15 protein-coding genes and 1 tRNA gene are annotated in these 18244 nt (G+C 72.1%); 8 read left to right on the top strand and 8 right to left on the bottom strand.

What is annotated here, in order from left to right:
- The first annotated feature begins 82 nt into the window (after nucleotides 1-82).
- A tRNA-Trp gene (locus BCL76_RS12935) sits at nucleotides 83-156 on the top strand.
- A 113-nt stretch (nucleotides 157-269) separates the two neighbouring features.
- Nucleotides 270-1787 (top strand): PE-PGRS family protein, encoded by a 1518-nt coding sequence (locus BCL76_RS12930; protein WP_109779627.1) that lies wholly within the window; start codon nucleotides 270-272, stop codon nucleotides 1785-1787.
- A gap of 31 nt (nucleotides 1788-1818) precedes the next feature.
- Here the strand turns inward: BCL76_RS12930 and BCL76_RS12925 are convergent, their stop codons facing one another.
- Nucleotides 1819-2418: a TetR/AcrR family transcriptional regulator gene (locus BCL76_RS12925; protein ID WP_109779626.1), complete on the bottom strand. Its 600-nt coding sequence runs from the start codon at nucleotides 2416-2418 to the stop codon at nucleotides 1819-1821.
- 104 nt (nucleotides 2419-2522) lie between these two features.
- On the opposite strand from BCL76_RS12925, the gene BCL76_RS12920 reads away from it, so the two are divergent.
- Nucleotides 2523-3749 carry an alpha/beta hydrolase family protein gene (locus tag BCL76_RS12920; protein ID WP_109779625.1) on the top strand — a complete coding sequence of 409 codons (1227 nt, stop codon included), beginning with the start codon at nucleotides 2523-2525 and terminating at the stop codon, nucleotides 3747-3749.
- Nucleotides 3750-3771: 22 nt separating this feature from the next.
- Here the strand turns inward: BCL76_RS12920 and BCL76_RS12915 are convergent, their stop codons facing one another.
- Complete coding sequence (locus tag BCL76_RS12915) at nucleotides 3772-4323, bottom strand: sigma factor (RefSeq protein WP_109779624.1); 552 nt, start codon at nucleotides 4321-4323, stop codon at nucleotides 3772-3774.
- A gap of 53 nt (nucleotides 4324-4376) precedes the next feature.
- Between BCL76_RS12915 and BCL76_RS38920 the strand changes: the two genes are divergently transcribed.
- Complete coding sequence (locus tag BCL76_RS38920) at nucleotides 4377-4538, top strand: hypothetical protein (RefSeq protein WP_181382532.1); 162 nt, start codon at nucleotides 4377-4379, stop codon at nucleotides 4536-4538.
- Nucleotides 4539-4614: 76 nt separating this feature from the next.
- Here the strand turns inward: BCL76_RS38920 and BCL76_RS12910 are convergent, their stop codons facing one another.
- The 3 genes from BCL76_RS12910 to BCL76_RS12900 all read right to left on the bottom strand — a co-directional run bounded on the left by BCL76_RS12910 (nucleotide 4615) and on the right by BCL76_RS12900 (nucleotide 9079).
- Nucleotides 4615-5937 carry a protein-glutamine gamma-glutamyltransferase gene (locus BCL76_RS12910; RefSeq protein WP_258309598.1) on the bottom strand — a complete coding sequence of 441 codons (1323 nt, stop codon included), beginning with the start codon at nucleotides 5935-5937 and terminating at the stop codon, nucleotides 4615-4617.
- 932 nt (nucleotides 5938-6869) lie between these two features.
- Entirely contained in the window at nucleotides 6870-7268 is a 399-nt protein-coding gene (locus BCL76_RS12905; RefSeq protein ID WP_109779622.1) for a VOC family protein, read from the bottom strand.
- Nucleotides 7269-7423: 155 nt separating this feature from the next.
- Nucleotides 7424-9079 (bottom strand): N,N-dimethylformamidase beta subunit family domain-containing protein, encoded by a 1656-nt coding sequence (locus tag BCL76_RS12900; RefSeq protein WP_258309597.1) that lies wholly within the window; start codon nucleotides 9077-9079, stop codon nucleotides 7424-7426.
- A 149-nt stretch (nucleotides 9080-9228) separates the two neighbouring features.
- Between BCL76_RS12900 and BCL76_RS12895 the strand changes: the two genes are divergently transcribed.
- The 4 genes from BCL76_RS12895 (at nucleotide 9229) to BCL76_RS12880 (ending at nucleotide 13631) form a co-directional block, all read left to right on the top strand.
- A complete protein-coding gene (locus BCL76_RS12895) occupies nucleotides 9229-10122 on the top strand; it encodes an SCO6745 family protein (protein ID WP_109779621.1) in 894 nt (297 codons plus the stop codon).
- Nucleotides 10123-10275: 153 nt separating this feature from the next.
- On the top strand, nucleotides 10276-11322 hold the full coding sequence (gene galT / locus BCL76_RS12890; protein ID WP_109779620.1) for a galactose-1-phosphate uridylyltransferase: 1047 nt from the start codon (nucleotides 10276-10278) through the stop codon (nucleotides 11320-11322).
- Nucleotides 11319-12506, top strand: a complete 1188-nt coding sequence (gene galK / locus BCL76_RS12885) for a galactokinase (RefSeq protein WP_109779619.1) — start codon at nucleotides 11319-11321, stop codon at nucleotides 12504-12506. The genes galT and galK overlap by 4 nt, the downstream gene beginning before the upstream one ends.
- A gap of 171 nt (nucleotides 12507-12677) precedes the next feature.
- On the top strand, nucleotides 12678-13631 hold the full coding sequence (locus tag BCL76_RS12880; protein ID WP_109779618.1) for an aldo/keto reductase: 954 nt from the start codon (nucleotides 12678-12680) through the stop codon (nucleotides 13629-13631).
- 4 nt (nucleotides 13632-13635) lie between these two features.
- Here the strand turns inward: BCL76_RS12880 and BCL76_RS12875 are convergent, their stop codons facing one another.
- The 3 genes from BCL76_RS12875 to BCL76_RS12865 form a co-directional block, all read right to left on the bottom strand.
- Nucleotides 13636-14373: a carbonic anhydrase gene (locus BCL76_RS12875; protein WP_181382531.1), complete on the bottom strand. Its 738-nt coding sequence runs from the start codon at nucleotides 14371-14373 to the stop codon at nucleotides 13636-13638.
- A 196-nt stretch (nucleotides 14374-14569) separates the two neighbouring features.
- Nucleotides 14570-15442: an ABC transporter permease gene (locus BCL76_RS12870; RefSeq protein WP_109779617.1), complete on the bottom strand. Its 873-nt coding sequence runs from the start codon at nucleotides 15440-15442 to the stop codon at nucleotides 14570-14572.
- On the bottom strand, nucleotides 15439-18144 hold the full coding sequence (locus BCL76_RS12865; protein WP_109779616.1) for an alpha/beta fold hydrolase: 2706 nt from the start codon (nucleotides 18142-18144) through the stop codon (nucleotides 15439-15441). Before BCL76_RS12865 ends, BCL76_RS12870 begins: the two co-directional genes overlap by 4 nt.
- Nucleotides 18145-18244 lie beyond the last annotated feature (100 nt).

The following is an 18244-nucleotide window of genomic DNA, read 5'->3' as shown; positions in this document are numbered from 1 at the left end:
GACCGGTGCGGAACTCTCACCCGGTCGAGCCATGAATTGATTGGATCTCCGCGCGCGTTCGTGTCATGGTTGGTCCCACCGAAGGGGTGTAGCTCAGCTGGTCAGAGCGCCGGTCTCCAAAACCGAAGGCCGCAGGTTCGAATCCTGCCGCCCCTGCGACAGCGACAGCACGCCTGTCGAGACGCCCGGCGGAGAGTGCATCTCCCGGCCGGGCGTCGCTGTTTCCCCGCTCCGGACGGGACGGGACGAGTTCGTCTACCGTCCTCGGAATGGGTACAGACGTACACGGCTTCGACGACCGATGGCTGGATCGGGACTGGGGGCCGAAGGCCGCGCCGCGGCTTCGGCGGTCCTGGTCGCAGGGGTTGAGCTTCAACGCGGCCGCACCGGACCGCATCCGGATCCGGCTGCTCGATCACCCGGACGCGGCCCCGTACCTCCTGGCACGGCGCGAGCTGTCGCCGGCCGTCGTCGACGCCGCGGTCGACCACCCCGACCGGCGGGTGCGCGGTCGGCTCGCCGAGGCACCCGCGTCCCTCGGGCTCTGTGCCGCCCAGTGGTCGCGGCTGGTGCTCGGCGAAACCGGTGGTGCCCGCCGCCAACTGTTCCTGGAGGTCGCGGCCCTGTCCGGGCGCGGGCTGACGCGGGAGGCGTACGAGACGCTGGCCGCGGACCCCTTCGGCCCGGTCCGGGAGGAACTGGCCCGGATGGCGACCCTGCCGCTCCCGCTGCGCCTCGCCCTGTCGGCGGACCCGCTCCCGAAGGTGCGGGCCGCGGCGTTCGAGGCCGGATGGCGTGACCTCGGCGACGCGGCCCGGGCCCGGGCGGCGGCCGACCCCGCCCCCGCCGTGCGGACCGCCGTCACGCTCGCCCGGCACGAGGAGGTACCGCTCACGGCCGAGTTCTTCGATGCCGCGTCCGGGAACCGCCACCTCGTCGGGAGCCACCGGCTGGATCCGGACCTCGCCCTGCGGCTCTGTGCGGACCCGGACCCGTGGCTGCGTCGGATCCTGGCCGGCAACCCCTACCTGGGGCCCGACCTGGTCGACGTACTCGCCGCCGACCCCCACCACGACGTACGACTCGCCGTGTCCACGCGCCCCGAGCTGACGGAGGAGCGGCGGGCCACCGTACCGGGGGGCATCGATCCTCGGACGAGCCGACGGACGGTCGCGTGGGTGGAGGCACTGCACGAGGACGAGGAAGCCATGCGCCGACTCGCGGCATCCGCGCACCTCCTGCTGCGCAGCAGCGTCGCGACGGCCCGGCGACTGCCGCCGGACGTCGTGGCACGGCTGGCCCGGGACGAGGACCGGGTCGTACGGCTCTTCCTCGCCGAGCGGTGCGACGACGCCCCGGCGGAGCTGCTGCTGGCGGTGTGGCAGTGGTGGAACGGAAGCTACTCCACCCCCGACCGGCCTTACGGGCACCCGAACTTCCCGCGGCGCGACCTGCTCCGGTACGCCGACGACCCGCATCCGCGGCTGCGGCAACTGGCCCTGGACGACCCGGACTCGACGGCCGACCTGGTGGAGCGCTTCAGCGAGGACGAGGACGTCGAGGTACGGCTGCGCGCCGCCACCGACCCCAGGCTCTCGCCGGATTCGGTGGCACGGCTGCTGGACGACCCGGACAGTGGGGTACGCGCGATGGCGGCGCGGCATCCACGGGTGCCCGTACCCCTTCTCGTCGAGTTGCTCGGCGAGGAGGAGACGGCACAGGCCGCGGCCCGGAACCCGGTGCTGCCGGTCGCCGTCATGGAGCGGATGACCGCCGCAGGGGCATGAGGCGCGCCCCCGGCCCGAATCGCCGCGGAGCTCACCGAGAAGTATGTGTGGGTCCGCCGGCGCTGCCGAGGATTCTGTCCACGAGGAGTTGTGGGTAGCCGGTGGCCGGCACCCCGATGCCGAAGATCGCCCGGATGTAGAAGGGTGCGATCAGCTGGTCGAGAAGCTGCTCCAGCGGCGGCGGGTCCTCGCCCCGGGCCATGGCCCGCTCGCGGATCTGCTCGATGGAATGCATGCGGCGACGGAAGTGCGGGGCGCGCTCGTTCCGCTCCTGGGCGCCTCTCGGCATGGACAGGACGACGGCGCGTACGAGGGCGTGCCCCTCAGGTGTGTGCATGCTCGCGACGCCGGCTTCGGCCCAGGCGATGAGGTCGCCGCGCAGGGTGCCGGTGTCCTTCAGGGGCGAGTTGCGCTCGAGGCGGGTGGTGACCGTGTCGGCCAGCAGCGCGTCGAGGCTGCCCCAGCGCCGGTAGAGGCTGGTGTGGTTGACGCCCGCGCGCTGCGCGATCGCGGGGATGGTCAGTTCCTCGCCCTCCGGCGCCGAGAGGAGATCGAGAACCGCTTGGTGGACGGCTGCGCGGACCTGTTCGGGGGTCCTTCGGATGCGGGCGGCCGGTTGTTTCTGAGTCACCTCTCCATCTTAAGCACAGATATTTGCTTCTGATCGAGCAAGGCTCTACAGTCGATCTCGCAAGCACAGATCTGTGCTTGCTGTTCCGGCCGGAGGAGACCGCCATGAAGCAGCTGCTGTTCCCGAACAACATCCAGTTCTGGTACGAGACCCTGCGCTCGATGAGCCACATCGCCTACGGCGGCGCCGACTTCGGCGAGGTCGTCTCCACCGCCGCACGGATCACCGAGGGCGACTACGACAGCTGGTACACCGAGTGGTTCGCGACCGCCGGCCGGGTGTCGGCGGAGGCCGAGAAGGCGCTTGCGGCCGGTCACCGGGTCAGCGCCCGCGACGGGTTCCTGCGAGCCTCGAACTACTACCGGTCGGCGGAGTTCTTCCTGCACGGCAAGGACTGCGACCCGCGCCACGACCACGCCTACGACCGCTCGGTGGAGTGCTTCAAGGCCGCCGCGGCCCTCTACGCCTCCCCGCGCATCGAGCCGGTCCTGATCCCCTACGAGAACACCACGCTGCCCGGCTACCTCTATCGGGGAGACGACTCGGGCACCCCCCGGCCGACGCTGATCATGCACAACGGCTTCGACGGCACCGCCGAGGAGCTGCACTTCTTCGGGGCGATGGCCGCCGTCGAGCGGGGCTACACCGTGCTCGCCTTCGACGGCCCCGGCATGCCCGGGCCGCGCCACCACCAGGGCCTCGTCTTCCGCCCCGACTGGGAGAACGTCATCACTCCGGTGATCGACTTCTTGGAGACGATCCCGGAGGTCGACAACAGCCGCATCGCGCTGCTCGGCCTCAGCATGGGCGGAGTCCTGGCCCCCAGGGCCGCCGCGTTCGAACACCGGCTGGCCGCGGTGATAGCCGTCGACGGCCTCTACGACCTCGGCCAGACCTCCGTCCGTAACATCCCCGGTGACCGCGAGGAAGCCGAACGCCTCCTGCGGGCGGACTCCGCCCCGGAACTCGACGCCGCCATCGACCAGATCATGGCCAAGGACCCGATCGCCCGCTGGGCGCTCAACCACGGCATGTACGTCATGGGGGTCGACACCCCCCGCGCCTTCAACGCCTCCTACCTCGACTACACCCTCGCCGGCGGGATTGCCGAGCGGATCCAGTGCCCCACCCTTGTCTGCGACGCCGAGGAGGACATGTTCTTCCAGGGCCAGCCCGAGCAGCTCTACGACCACCTCACCTGTCCCAAGACCCTCATGCTCTTCACCGCCGAGGAAGGCGCCGGCGCCCACTGCCACCCCGGCGCCATGCGTCTCGCCAATGCCCGCATCTACGACTGGCTCGACGACACCCTCACCAACACCCGCCCCTGACTCTCACCCACCCGGCCGCGCCTCACCCCGCCGGACACCGCCGAGAACACCCGTCGGTGCTACGAGATCCGCCGAAGCGGCGCCTCCGATGAGGGTGAGGGCGATCGGAACCACCGCGGCCACCGCGGCCACCGCACGACGATGCTCGGCGCGCGATGTACGGCATGTCCCCTGTCCCGTTCAGCGGGCCGTACTCGAAGGGGGCGGCGACGACGAGGGCGCAACCGGACGGCCCAGAGCCGAGGACGGCGTTCCGCACGGGGCGCCGGGAATGAGGTTCGGGTCCGTGCCGGGGGCGGCGGTCGTGTCCGGGTACGCGTCCGAGGACCCGCTCGCTCCACCAGCGACGCCGCCCGGCCGTCACGGCCAGGTTGACGAGCGTGCGACGCACGTAGGCCTCGGGCCGCTCGACCGCCACCCTGCCGCGCATGCGCCAGAAGCGCACCAATGCTTCCTGCGTGAGGTCCTCCGCGCGGCCGACGTCCAACGTCAGCCCGTACGCGAAGCGCACGAGAGGCCCCCAGCGGGCCCGTGTGAACTCGGCGAACTCCGTCTCACCGACAGCACTTTGCATGTGCCCTCCTTGATGGTCACTCTCTCGACGACCTGGACGGGCGGTGAGGTTGAGTGATCCGGGACACATGCGTGGGCCACCGGCCGGTGGACGCGCGGAATGCCTGGGTGACGTGCGAGGGGCTGATACCCGCCATGGCGGCCGGGACGCTCGGCCGGCCGGGCGGACTCGCCGCTGCCGGAATCTTCGCCGACGGCGGCCGCACCACGCGCTGAGCCTTCGAAGGGCGCCCGGGATCGCTCACGCCTCCGGGCGCCACCGCGAAGGGTGCGTTCGTGGTGAGGGGGGATGCTACGGCCAGCCCTGCTTCACCTTGGCGGGGGCGGTGTTCCAGCTCTTGGGTATGAAGGTGACGACGTACGTTCCGCGGTCGAAGTCCGTGTAACCGCTGGACCAGCTGCGGAACTTGCTCTCGTACACCTGCATGGGTCCCATGGCGCCGCCGGGCGAGTGGTAGTGGTTGGCGTGGGTCCATATGGTGTTGTCGGGGGCTGTTTCCTTCTGGTCACCGAACCAGCCGTAGTCGAAGTTGACGTAGCTCTCGCCGGGCTTGGCGGGGCTGCGTGAGGTGTTCCTGTCCTTCGACATGTCGACCAGCCCTGTGTTCCGGTCGGGTCGGAAGGCCTCCGGGTCGCCGTACTTCCTCTTGTCGAAGGAGGCCCTGGGGTCCTGTCCGCTCCAGAAGTGCTTCGAGTAGATGACCGCCTTCATCGTGGACGGGTCGAGGTTGCCCCCGTTCCTGTCCTTGAAGGAAGGCGTGTTCCTCAGGGCTGAATAGAAGTTCGAACGACTGTCTTCCCCGGCAAGGGCGTCGTCCTTCTTCGTGAGCTCTGCCTTGAGGTTGCTGAGATAGGTGCCCTCGTCGTGGGCGTTCTCCAGAGCCTTGTTCATGACGGACGCAACATCACGAGCCCGGTCGAACCCCTTGGTCTCGTCGAAGCTCTGCTTGGCGATGCGTCCCTCGAACTCGGCCCGCGTTTCGCCCGGCCGTGGGCCGGTGTTCTCCAGAGCGTCCTTGTAGCGGTCCTCGTCGAAGGACGCGAAGGCCAGCTTGTTCGTCGGGTAGGGGCCCGAATTGACCCAAGTGACGCCGACGCATCCGTAGGACAGCTGCTCTCGTTGGGCTTGGGTCATCTGCTGAGGTCGGCCGTCGCGGTGACTGTAGGTCTGCTGCCACTTGCGTATGTAATTGCTGATACCGGTGGCGGCCCTGTCACCGCGGGCCCGGTACGCGTCAGGCATGCTGCCGAGCGGCTCGGCGGGAGGTGTCACCCTGTCGTCGGCCGAGGTGGAGGCTCCGTGGGACTCGGTGGCACTCGGCGGTAATCCTCCCGTCGGATCGTCCGGCCGACCTGCAGTCAGAGCCTTTTCGTTCAGTGCGTTGATATGCCCGATGTCATCCACGGTCAGGCCGTGAGTTTCGGCGTAGGACCCACTGCCGCCGTCGGCGCTGCCGGCCGCCTGGCTGACCGAGGGTGCGAGACCGGCGGTGCACAGGACGACACCCACCGTGGTGAGGGCGAGAAACCCCGAGCGTTTGTACATGTGGATCGAGAACTCCTTCTGCTGTGGATTCGGTGCATGCGGGCATGCGGGCATGCGGGAGAGCGGCACGGTGGAGGGGAACGCGGCGAGCCGATGAGAGTAGGTCGGGGCCGCGCGGGGGGTCGGTACGAAAAGCGTCCCCGGAGCTCCTCCGGGTGGCGTTGCAGGTGAGTTCGAGGAACTCGGTCGAGAAGTTGAATTCCGCACCGGGCCGTTCGGCCCTGTTATGCGGAAGGGCATCCGGTGTCACATCTCGGCTCCTGGACGGATGGTCGGACTGGACGAGAAGCGAGCATTGCCCGCTGCCGACCGCATGACAACAGCGTGGCTTCAGAATCGGCCACACGGTTCGATAGAGCGGTATTCGGTCATCAAAGTGGGCGAGCCCGGCATCGGGGCACGTAGCGGGAGTGCCCTCCTGCCTCTGGCATATGGCCCGTGGTGAGGCCGGCAACGGCGACCTCGGAACTCCCGAAATGTGTTGCGCGTCGGCGCTGTCGGCCGGGCTGAAGCGCTTCGTGTGCCGGCTGCTGCGATCCGTGCACGCAGGCTCCGGTCCATGCGCTCCGGGTCTCGACCGGACGAACGCACACCGGACGGACCGTAATGTCCACGCCAGTTCGGGCTGTGGGCCTTCGGCCGCTGAGCTGTGCTTTCCAGGGCTGTCCTTCGCCCTCGGCCTCCGGAGAAGGGCTGGTTGCGATCTCTGGACCTCTCCGCCCCGGCCGCCCTCGCTCACCGCTCTCGATCGCCGATCGGCAGGTCATGACGCACGCGCCGGGCAGGATCCGAGGAACAGCAGTCGGTCAGGCAGGCAGGCAGTCAGGTGTCCAAGGTGCGTGGTCCGCACAGGGGAGGTCCTGGAGGTCGCCACGTCAGCCGATACGCAGGTCCCCGTCGTGGAAGCGCCGATACGGGGTGACGGGTCCACGTCTGCGAGGCCGGCGGCGGTGAGGGCCGAGCAGGGCCCGTACCTCACCGCGCGCCCGCTCGGTCGGGGGCTACGCGGCGTCCGGCTCCTGGTAGCCGTACGGGCGCGTGATGATCTCCATCCCGTGGCCGTTCGGGTCCGTGAAGTACACCCCGCGACCCCCGTCGTTGTGGTTGATCTCGCCGGGATGCCGGCCGTGGGGGTCGGCGAAGTACGGGACCTTCGCCGACCGGATCTTCGCGAACGCCACGTCGAACTCCTCCTCGGAGAGGAGGAAGGCGTAGTGCTGCACGGTGAGGGACTCGGCGGGGACGGTCGCGAAGTCCAGGGTGACGCCGTTCGCGGTCTCGACGGGGACGAAGGGTCCCCACTCGGTCCCGACCTCCAGGCCGAGGATGTGTGCCAGGAAGGTGGCGGACTCCCGGTTGTCACGGGAGTGGACGATCGTGTGGTTCAGCTGGACGGACATGGGTGGATGCCTCCGAAAGGCACGTCACGGCACCTCCATGCCTCACCCGGTCGGTGACCGACACGCGATGCCGTGATCACGATCCTAGCCGGCCCCTTCGGGCGAAGTCCACCTCTCCGCGCCCGTCCGGGCCGGTCCGCACCCGGCGCCGCGCCTCACGAACTCCCGTACACCGCCTTGACGTTGTCCTGTGCCGGGCGGGTCCGGCCGGCCGGACCCGCCGCGAACACCCGCAGGAGATTTTCCGTCACCCGGGTGGTCAGCGCCCCCGAGCGCGCGTCCAGACCGTGGTTGCGTCCGCCGCTGCCGTCGCCCGTCGCGTCCAGGGCCTCCACCCACCGCATCGTGCCGGTCGCGAACACCCCGGCCCCGCTCGGCACCGTGTAGTAGGCGGTGTCCTGGTGGCTCGGCCGTCCCTCGCACACCACGGGGGAGTGGGCCAGTATCTCGATCGGCCGGGGCGTGGGGAAACCGGTCGACACCTTGTCGTACTCGACCCCCACCAGGTGCTCGAAGCGGTCACCCGCCCGCGCGCCCGTGCCCTCGAAGAGCCAGTGCCCGGGGTTGGTCACCACGTACGGGGCGTCCACCGGATAGCCGTCGTAGATCACGCCGAGCAGCGAGCTCTCCGGATCCGCGCCGGGCGCCGAGCGGAAGTCGACCGTCGCGGGTTGGCCCCGCTTGAATCCCGGGTCCTGCTCGTAGGAGGACTTGTAGCAGACCAGCGTACGGTCCGGCCCCAGGTCGGAGGCCTCCAGGCGGATCCGGCGGAAGCAGCAGTTCGCGCCCAGGATCGCGATGTTGGTACCGGCGTCGCGGGCGGCCGTGACATGGGCCCGCTGCTCCGGCGACCAGTACTCGTCGTGCCCGAGCGAGAGCACCGCCGCCGCTCCCTCCAGGAGCCGCTTCTCACGCGCCACGTCGGTGGTGGTCGTGTAGGCGAGGGGGATGCCGAGCCGTTCCGCCAGCGCGATCAGCGGCGCCTCGTACACCAGGAACAGGCCCGCGCCGTCGTCGTACTCGTACGGCCGGTCGAAGCTCACGGCGAGGGAACGGGAGGCGAATCCGCCGCCGGGACCGTCGTAGCTGCCGTAGCCGCCCCACCGGTTGTACGCCTGCCAGGTGGCCACCGCGTTGACCACGACGGTGCGGCCGGCGGTCGTCGCGGAGCGCACGGTGAGCGGGACGAAACGCCGGCCCTCACCACCCTGCGCGTCCAGCCGCAGCAGGTAGCTGCCCTCCGGCCAGTCCTTCGTCTCGACCGTCGCGCTACGGGCCCACCGCGTGCGGACCGTCCTGGTCCCGGCGTCGACCGTGGGCTCCGGCTGCCGGGTCCCGGGCAGGGCCTCGGAGCGCCACACCAGACGCGCGCGAGCGCCGCCGTACCAGCCCATCCGGTAGGCGGAGACGGTGAACCGGGGCGCGGTCGTCGACACGTGCAGCCCGAAGGACTCGCCGGGCAGCACGCTGACCTTGTCCGCGAACCCCTCGACGGCCCGCGCCGGGCCGGCTTTGCCCACCGGCCAGTCGGCGTGGCCCGGCAGTGCGTTCTCGGCCTTGACGTCGAGACCGTGCGTGCCGGCCGGCGCCCGCTGCCCGCCGGACGCGGCGGACTCCGAAGCGGCCCCGGACTCCGCCCCGGACTCCGCCCCGGACCCCTTCGCCGATCCGCCGTCGCGGTCGTCGTTCGAGCATCCGGCCACGGCTCCGAGCCCCGCGGCCGTGGCCGCGCCCGTCGCGATCCCGAGGAACCACCGCCTGCCTGCGCCTTCGCCGTCCGCGGCGGGCCCGGCCATGTACTGCTGATCCATGCGAGGCACGTTATGTGATGCTCGGGCCCACGCTTCCACCGGCTGCCCGGAACCGTCCGGGCGCGACGAAGCACCCCCCGACGGCCCTCGTCGCCGCGCGCAACGACCCCTGTAGGGTCGGCGATCAATCGACCACGGGGGAACGCGAGATGACCTACACCGACACACACCGACCGGGCACCGTACGGCAGTTGTGGCAACTGCTCGAACCGGTTCACGCCGTCGTCTACTTCGCCCCGGAGGCCTACGAGGAGGCCGGCGCGCTCGGCTACGCCACCGACGACCGGTGGCCGATGTACTTCGCCTACCGGGCCGCGCCGCTGGGCCCGGCCGGAGCGGGGCTCGTCGGCTCCCTCTTCTACAGCTTCAGCCCCCGCATGGTCGACCACTACCTCGCCCGGTCCTGGCACACCGCGGAGCCCGCCCGGGTCCTCGAGGCCCGCGCCGTCGCCGTCGACCGCTCCCTGCACGCCCTGCTCGGCGAGCGCACCGCCTCCCCGGACCTGGCCGAGGCCGCCGACCTCGCCCGGCGCGCCGCCGAGGCCGCCGGCACCGGCGGGCGCCCGCTGGCCGCCGCCAACGCCGCCCTGCCCTGGCCGACCGCACCGCACGCCGCGCTCTGGCACGCCGCGACGATCCTGCGCGAGCACCGCGGGGACGGCCACCTCGTCGCCCTCCAGGCCCACCACCTCGACCCGGTCGAGTCCCTGGTCCTGCAGTCGGCTGTCGGAGCCGCACCGGCGCAATGGTTCGAGAGCCGCCGCTGGTCCGCCGACGAGTGGGACGCCGCGCGCGAGCGGCTCGCCTCCCGGGGCCTGCTCGCCGAGGAAGGCGCGGTCAGCGAAGCCGGGCTGGCGCTGCGCACCGCCGTGGAGAGGCTCACCGACGAACTCGCCTCGGAGCCGTGGTCGGCGCTGACCCCGCAGGACGTGGCACGCCTCGCGGACCTGCTCCTCCCGCCGGTCCTCGACATCGTCGGCGCCGGGCTCCTGCCGACCCGGAGCACGCTGGGCATCGGCGTGAAGTACGACTACGAGGACTGATCCGCCCAGGGAGCACCTCGGGCACGACGCGGCGGACGAGAACGCGATCATTGTTCTCGAAACCGGAGCGCATCGGCACCACACCGCCGGTGCGCCTTCGGCCCGCCCCCGGCCGCACAACGGTCGTCACCGCCCAGTGAGAGAGTTCCTCCCGTGAAGCGCACGAGCAACCACCTCGCCGACGGCCGCGAGATCCTCTACTACGCCACCGGGGACGGCGCCACCGCCCGTGCCGTCCCCGACACCCGTCCCCTCGAAGCGCCGGACACCGCGAAGGGTCCGGAGGTACGGCGCGACCCGCTGCTCGGCGACCCGGTCGTCATCGCCGCCCACCGACAGGGGCGCACCTACCACCCGCCCGCCGACGCCTGCCCGCTGTGTCCCTCCACCGAAGGACGCGCGAGCGAGATCCCGGCCCCCGACTACGAGGTGGCCGTCTTCGAGAACCGCTTCCCCTCGCTCGCCGGCGACACCGGCCGTTGCGAGGTCATCTGCTTCACCCCCGACCACCTGACCTCCTTCGCCGAGCTCGACGAGGAGCGCGCCGCGCTCGTCCTCGCCGCCTGGAGCGACCGCACCGCCGAACTCTCCGCCCGCGAGGGTGTCCAGCAGGTCTACTGCTTCGAGAACCGAGGCACCGAGATCGGCGTCACCCTCGCGCATCCGCACGGCCAGATCTACGCCTTCCCCTTCGTCACCCCGCGCACCACCCGGATGCTCGCCACCGTCGCCGCCCACCGCGAGCGCACCGGCGGCAACCTCTTCGAGGAGGTCCTGGCCGCCGAGCGCGCCGAAGGCACCCGTGTCGTCCTCGAAACGGAGCACTGGAGCGCCTTCGTGCCCTACGCGGCGCGCTGGCCGTACGAGGTCCACCTCTACCCCCGCCACCGGGTCCCCGACCTGCCCGCCCTCGGCGAGGCGGCCCGCGCCGAGTTCCCCCGGGTCTACCTGGAGCTGCTGCGCCGCTTCGACCGGCTCTTCGACCGGCCCGAGCCGACCCCGTACATCTCCGCCTGGCACCAGGCACCGACGGGCGAGGGCCGGGCGGACTTCGCGCTCCACCTGGAGCTCTTCACGATCCGCCGGACCGCCGACAAGCTCAAGTACCTGGCCGGGACCGAGTCCGGCATGGAGGCCTACATGAACGACGTCCGGCCCGAGGACGCGGCCGCGCGGCTGCGGGAGGTGGCGAGCGCGTGAGCGGGTCCAACGCATCGGGCGAATCCGGCCGGTCGGTACAGGACGGCTTCCGGCAGCTGTACGGGTACCCGCCCGAGGGGGTCTGGGCGGCCCCGGGCCGGGTCAACCTGATCGGCGAGCACACCGACTACAACGACGGCTTCGCGCTGCCCTTCGCCCTCCCGCAGCGCACCGAGGTGGCCGCCGCCCGCCGCACCGACCGGACCCTGCGGGTCCACTCCGCCGACGTACCCTCCGGCGCGGTCACCCTCGACCTCGCCGGTCTCGAACCGGCGCACCCGCCACAGGGCCCCGCGAGCTGGGCCGCGTACCCCGCCGGAGTCGCATGGGCCCTGCTGGACGCCGGACTTCCGGTCGGCGGCGCCGATCTGCACGTACGGTCCGACGTCCCGACCGGCGCAGGCCTGTCCTCCTCCGCCGCCCTGGAGGTGGCCACCGCGCTGGCTCTCACCGACCTGTACGGGATCGCGCTCACCCGCACCGAACTGGCCGCACTCGCCCGGCGCGCCGAGAACGCGTACGTCGGCGTCCCCTGCGGGATCATGGACCAGACGGCCTCGGCCTGCGCGACCGGCGGACACGCCCTCCACCTGGACACCCGCAGCCTCGACCGGCGCCACATCCCCTTCGACTGCGCGGCGGCCGGCCTACGCCTCCTCGTCATCGACACCCGGGTCAAGCACGCACTGGCCGACGGGGCCTACGCCCGGCGCCGGGCCTCCTGCCACCGGGCGGCCGAGGAGTTGGGCCTGCCCGCCCTGCGCGACCTCCCGTACGAGGAACTGGAACAGACTCTGCCGCGCCTCGCGGACCCGGTCGGGCGCAAGCGGGTCCGGCACGTGGTGACCGAGAACGAACGGGTCCTGCGCACCGAGGAACTGCTGCGCGCGGGCCGGCTGCGCGAGGCGGGCCCGCTCCTCACGGAAGGCCACCTCTCGCTGCGCGACGACTACGAGGTGTCCTGCCCCGAACTGGACCTGGCGGTCTCCACGGCGAACGCCGCGGGCGCGTACGGCTCCCGCATGACCGGCGGCGGCTTCGGCGGCTCCGCCCTGTCCCTGATCGACGCGGACGCCGAGTTGGCGGTGACCCGGGCGGTGACGAACGCCTTCCTCCGCGCGGACTTCGCACCGCCCCGCATCACGACGGCGTCCCCGTCGCCCGGCGCCGTCCGCCTCCTGTAGGGGATTCCGCGCGGGAGCGGGCGGGCCGGCGGGCGGGCCGATGGGTGTCGCCGATGGGTGTCACACGGCGTTCACACCGGGCCGTACCGATTCCGGTCCCACGCCCGGTCGGGCGACCTAGACTGACCAGTCGGTTGATCATTTGTCCGTCGAGTCGGAGGAACGAAACGCATGCGCCATCTCCCCCTGGGCAGTTCGGGACTGCAGGTCTCCGCCGTCGGCCTCGGCTGCAACAACTTCGGCGGCCGACTGGACGCCCAGGCCACCCGGGCCGTCGTCGACGCCGCTCTGGACGCGGGCATCACCCTCCTGGACACCGCCGACATCTACGGCGGCGCAGGCGGCTCCGAGGTCCACCTCGGGCAGGCCCTCAAGGGCCGTCGCGACCAGGTCGTCCTCGCGACCAAGTTCGGTTACGACGGCGTCGACATGAAGTACGGGCCCGCCGCCGGCTCCCGCGGTGGCCGCGCCTACATCCGGCGTGCCGTCGAGGAATCCCTGCGCCGCCTCGACACCGACCACATCGACCTCTTCCAGCTGCACAGCCCCGACCCGGCCACCCCGATGGCCGAGACCCTGGCCGCGCTCACCGAACTCGTCACCGAGGGCAAGGTCCGGTACATCGGCCACTCCAACCTCTCCGGCTGGCAGCTCGCCGAAGCCGCCCACATCGCGCGCGAGACCGGCTCGGTCCCCTTCGTATCGGCACAGAACGAGTGGTCGCTGCTGGAGCGGTCCGTCGAGCGCGAGCTGGTTCCGGCGGCCCGCCACTACGGCGTCGGCGTGCTCCCGTACTTCCCGCTCGCCAACGGCCTGCTCACCGGCAAGATCCGCCGGGGTGCGCCCGTACCGGCCGGTTCCCGGCTCGAAGGCCGCGACGCGTACCTCACCGAGGCACGCCTCGACGTCGTCGAAGCGCTGGCCGCGCTGGCCGAGAAGCACGACCGGACCGTCCTCGAACTCGCCATCGGCTGGCTCTCCGCCCAGCCCGGTTGCGCCTCCGTCATCGCGGGAGCCACCTCTCCCGAGCAGGTACGCGCCAACGCGGCCGTCGCCGACCGCCCCCTGGACGCCGAGCTGCTGGCCGCGATCGACGCGATCCCGGGGGCGGGTAAGCCCGAGTGACGTCTCAGGCCGGTGCGCCCGTCAGGACATCCACCCTGCCGGTGTCCAGCGAGTAGTACGCGCCGACGACGGCCAGGGCGCCCTTCCGCACGAGGGGCGCCAGGTCGGAGTTGGTGCGCAGATCGTCGGCCGTGACCCGGATCTGCTGATGGATCATGGTGTCGACCGGGTCGGCACCAGGGTTCTCGACCGTCAGCAGGTACGCCGGTCCCAACGCCTTCACGATCGCCTGCAGGTTCCCGGGCAAGGGCGTGCCGCCCTGCAGCGACTTGTACGCGGCTTCGACGGCACCGCAGCGCTGGTGCCCGAGCACGACGATCAGCGGGGTGCCGCCCGTCATCGGCCCGTACTCGACGGATCCGGTGACCACCGGGCCGATCGCCTGCCCGCCCGTGCGCAGGACGTACAGATCGCCGAGCCCGGTGTCGAAGACGAGCTCGGGCGCCACCCGGGAGTCGATGCAGGTGAGAACCACCCCGAACGGGTCCTGCGCCTCGGCGACCAGTTGCCGCCGCTCGGGATCCCGGTCCGGGTGGTCCAGATCCCCGCTCACCCAGCGCGCGTTGCCCTCCATCAGACGGGCGAACGCGGCCTTCGGTGTGTCCGGCCGCGGCTCGGGCGCCGCGGTGGTCGCCCTCGGCGCGCGCGGCGAGGAGCATCCCGCGAGCGCTACCGCCGCGGCGGCGGCCGCGAGCCCGCCGGTCAGCACGGCCCTGCGGGCCGGAGGTCCTGCTGTGTGCATGGGCGGTACCCCTCGGTCGTGATGACCGCGATTGTTCATCGTGCCGGGGGCGGGCGGACCGCAGCCACACGCGGGCGCGGCCGCATTGCCACGGACGGCCCACGGCCCCCACGCCCCACGCCCCCGGACACGTCGTGTCCTGAGTGCGTGCGCCGTGGGGGCCGTGAGCCGCGCGTCCTGGGCCGTCCGCGCGGGCTCAGGACACGATGTCCTTGCGGGCGAACCCGCGGAAGGCGAGCGCGAACAGCACCAGCGCGTACGACGCCGACACCACCGCCCCCTTGACCATCCCGCCCCACTCCAGCTGCGGCTGCAGGGCGTCGGCCCACGCGAACTGCCAGTGCGCCGGCAGGAACTCCCGCCACGAGCCGAGCGCCGTCACCGCGTCCAGCACGTTCCCGACGATCGTCAGCCCGACCGCCCCGCCCACCGCGCCCAGCGGCGCGTCGGTCCGGGTCGACAGCCAGAACGCCAGGCCCGCCGTCACCAGCTGCGACACGAAGATGAAGGCCACCACCAGCGCGAGCCGCGGCACCGTGTCCCCGGCCGCCAGCGCCCCGCCCGTCGGAAGCTTCAGCGGCCCCCACCCGTACGCGGCCGTCCCCGCCGCCAGCGCCACCACCGGCAGCAGCACCATCGCCGCCAGGCTGAAGCCCAGCGCCACCACCAGCTTGCTCCACAGCAGCCGCGCCCGCGGCACCGGCGAGGCGAGCAGGTAGCGCAGCGAGGACCAGCTCGCCTCCGAGGCCACGGTGTCCCCGCAGAACAGGGCCACCGGCACCACCAGCAGGAAGCCCGCCGAGACGAACAGGCAGGTCGCGGCGAAGTTCGCGCCCGAGGCCGTGGCCGTGTCGATCAGCGTGATGCGGTTGTTCGCGCCGCCCCGGCTGCCCGGGCCGCCGCCCACCGCGAACGCGATCATCAGGATGAACGGCAGCGCGGCCAGCACCCCGGCCATCACCAGCGTCCGCCGCCGGCGCCACTGCCGCAGCGCCTCCACGCGCAGCGGGAGCGTACGGCTCGCCCGGTACCCCGGAGCCACCTCCCGCACCGTCGTCGCCGTACTCACGCCGCACCTCCGATCAGGGTGAGGAACGCGTCCTCCAGTCGCCGGTGCGGTCCTACCCCGCTCACCGGCACCTCCAGCCGTACGAGTTCGGCGATCAGGCCCGTGGCCGTCGCGCCTTCGAGCCGCACCAGCAGTCCGTCGTCGGAGGCCACCACGGAACCCACTCCCTCCAGCGCCGCCACCTTCTCGACGCTCACCTCGTCCACCGGCTCCGCCAGGGTCACCAGCAGGGTGTCCCCGCCGCCGGTGATCTCGGCGACCTCGCCCGCCGCGACCCGCTGCCCGCGGTCCATGACCACCAGGTGCGTACAGGACTGTTCCACCTCGGACAGCAGGTGGCTGGAGACGATGACCGTCCGGCCGCCGGCGGCGTAGCGGATCATCACGTCCCGCATCTCCCGGATCTGCGGCGGGTCCAGACCGTTCGTCGGCTCGTCGAGGATCAGCAGGTCCGGCATCCCGAGCATGGCCTGGGCGATCGCGAGGCGCTGGCGCATGCCCTGCGAGTACGTGCGTACCGCGCGTTCCAGCGCGTCGCCGAGCCCGGCGATCTCCAGGGCCTCCGCCATGTGCGAGTCCTCGGCCGGGCGGCCGGTGGCCTGCCAGTACAGCTCCAGATTGGCGCGGCCCGTCAGGTGCGGGAGGAAGCCGGCACCCTCCACGAAGGCCCCGACCCGGGACAGCACCGGCGCCCCGGCCCGTACGGCGTGCCCGAACACCCGGATCTCCCCGGCGTCCGGGGAGATCAGCCCCATCAGCATCCGCAGGGTGGTGGTCTTGCCGGCGCCGTTGGGCCCGAGCAGTCCCAGCACCTGCCCCTTCTCGACGCGGAAGGACAGGTCCCGCACCGCGTACCGGTCCTGCGCCTTCGCGTACCGCTTGGTCAGCCCGGTGATCTCCAGGGGTACGTCGGCCAGTGCCGCGTCCGGCTGGGGGGCGGCGGACCGCGGCCCCGCGGAGCCCCGGCCGGGCCGCCGGACACCGAGCAGCGCCGCGGCCAGGGCCACCGCGCCGAGCGGCAGCCACCAGGTCCAGGCGGGCGTCCCGGCCGCGGCGGTCCGCACCTGGGCGGCGACGGGCACGGCCAGCGGGCCCTGCGCGGCGACGGTGTAGGTGGCCGGCGCGGCCGGGGTCGCGTAGCCGAGGTCGGTCGCGGCGACCACCAGCCGCAGCCGGTGCCCGGCCGCGACCTCGTGGTCGATCGCGGGCAGCCGCAGGCGCACGGTCGTGCCCTCCCGCGCGTTCTCCACCCGCACCGGAGCGACCAGCTGGCTCGGCAGCACCTGCTGCCGGCCGTCGGGCCCCACGTCGTACACCTTGCCGAACAGGACGGCCGAACCGTCGGCGGCTGTCGACCTCACCTTCAGGGTGAGGGTCGGGGTGCCGGTGATCGTCACGTCGCCGGTCAGCGGCGCCGACTCGAACCGGGCGTTCTGGCCGGGGAAGTCCAGCGACAGCCCGGCCCCGAAGGCGGCCAGCTGCCCACCGATGCCCGGCAGCGAGGACAGGGCGGGGGGTGCGCCACCCGCCGGATTGGCGAAGGTCTGCTCGGATCCCGTCAGGGCGAACTCCCGCGGACCGGTTTCCAGCCCGGGGTACCGGTCGCCGGTCGCACCGCGCAGGGTGACCTCGCCGTCGGTGGAGTCGATGCCCCCGGATCGGGTGACCCGGAACGCCGGACCGGTGTCGGTGCCTTCGTCCCCCTTGAGGTGGCGGTCGAACCAGGAGGCCACCCGGGCCTCGACACGGTCGGCCTCGCGCATCCCGCCGTCGTGGCCGCCGGCCGCCCAGTCCACGGACACGGGTGCGCCGTTCGCGGCGATGGCCTTGGCCATGGCATCGGCCTGGTCCAGCGGGAAGAGGGAGTCGTCCTGGCCCTGGACGATCAGGGTCGGCACCTTGATCCGGTCGCCGACCGCCGACGGACTGCGCTGCTCCAGCAGGGCGCGGGCCTCGGCGTCGGGCTTGCCCGCCACCGCGACGCGCTCGTACATCGCGCAGAGCTCGGGTTGGAAGCGACCGCAGCCGGGCGCGGCCGAGGAATCCGGCCCCTGTCCGCGCGGGGCCTGCTGCATCCCGTCGGTCGAACCGCTGGTGAAGAAGATGCCGGACCAGAGCTTTTTGAAGACGCCGTTCGGGAAGAGGGAGTCGGCGAGGTTCCAGTAGGTGATCTGCGGGGCGATCGCGTCGACCCGTGGGTCGTGACCGGCGGCGAGCAGCGAGATCGCGCCACCGTAGGAGGCCCCGGAGACACCGACCCGCGGATCGCCGGCCGCGTCGAGCTTCACCTCGGGCCGGGCGGCGAGCCAGTCGATGAGCCGGGAGACGTCCTTGACCTCGTACGCGGGGTCGTTCAGGCCGATCCGGCCCTCGGAGCGGCCGAAGCCGCGCGCCGACCAGGTCAGGACGGCGTACCCGTCCCGGGCGAGGCGCTCGGCCTGTTCACGGACGTCGTCCTTGCTGCCGCCGAAACCGTGTCCGAGGAGCACGGCGGGACGTTTTTCCTCGCCGCCGCCCGCGGTGAAGTAGGAGGTGTCGATCCCGGCGCCGGGCATGTTCATGACCTGGTCCTGGCGGTGCACGGCGGGTTCGTCACCGGTCGCGGACGCGGCCGTCCACGTACCGGCCCCCGCCACGACCGCGAGCACGGCGGCGCCCGCGAGCAGACGGTCTCGGCGGCGCCGGGGCATTCGGAGCTTCATACGGGCACCCTAAGGGCCCGCTCGCCGGGCTCCGAGCACCCACAGGCGGAACCGCCCACCTTCTCAGGGACTATGCGAAGCCCCGGGCGTACCGCAGGTG

This window comes from Streptomyces sp. CG 926 (assembly GCF_003148825.1).
Classification (GTDB): Bacteria; Actinomycetota; Actinomycetes; order Streptomycetales; family Streptomycetaceae; genus Streptomyces.
The sequence above is the reverse complement of the archived record's forward strand: the minus strand, read 5'-3'. Positions and strand labels throughout refer to the sequence as shown.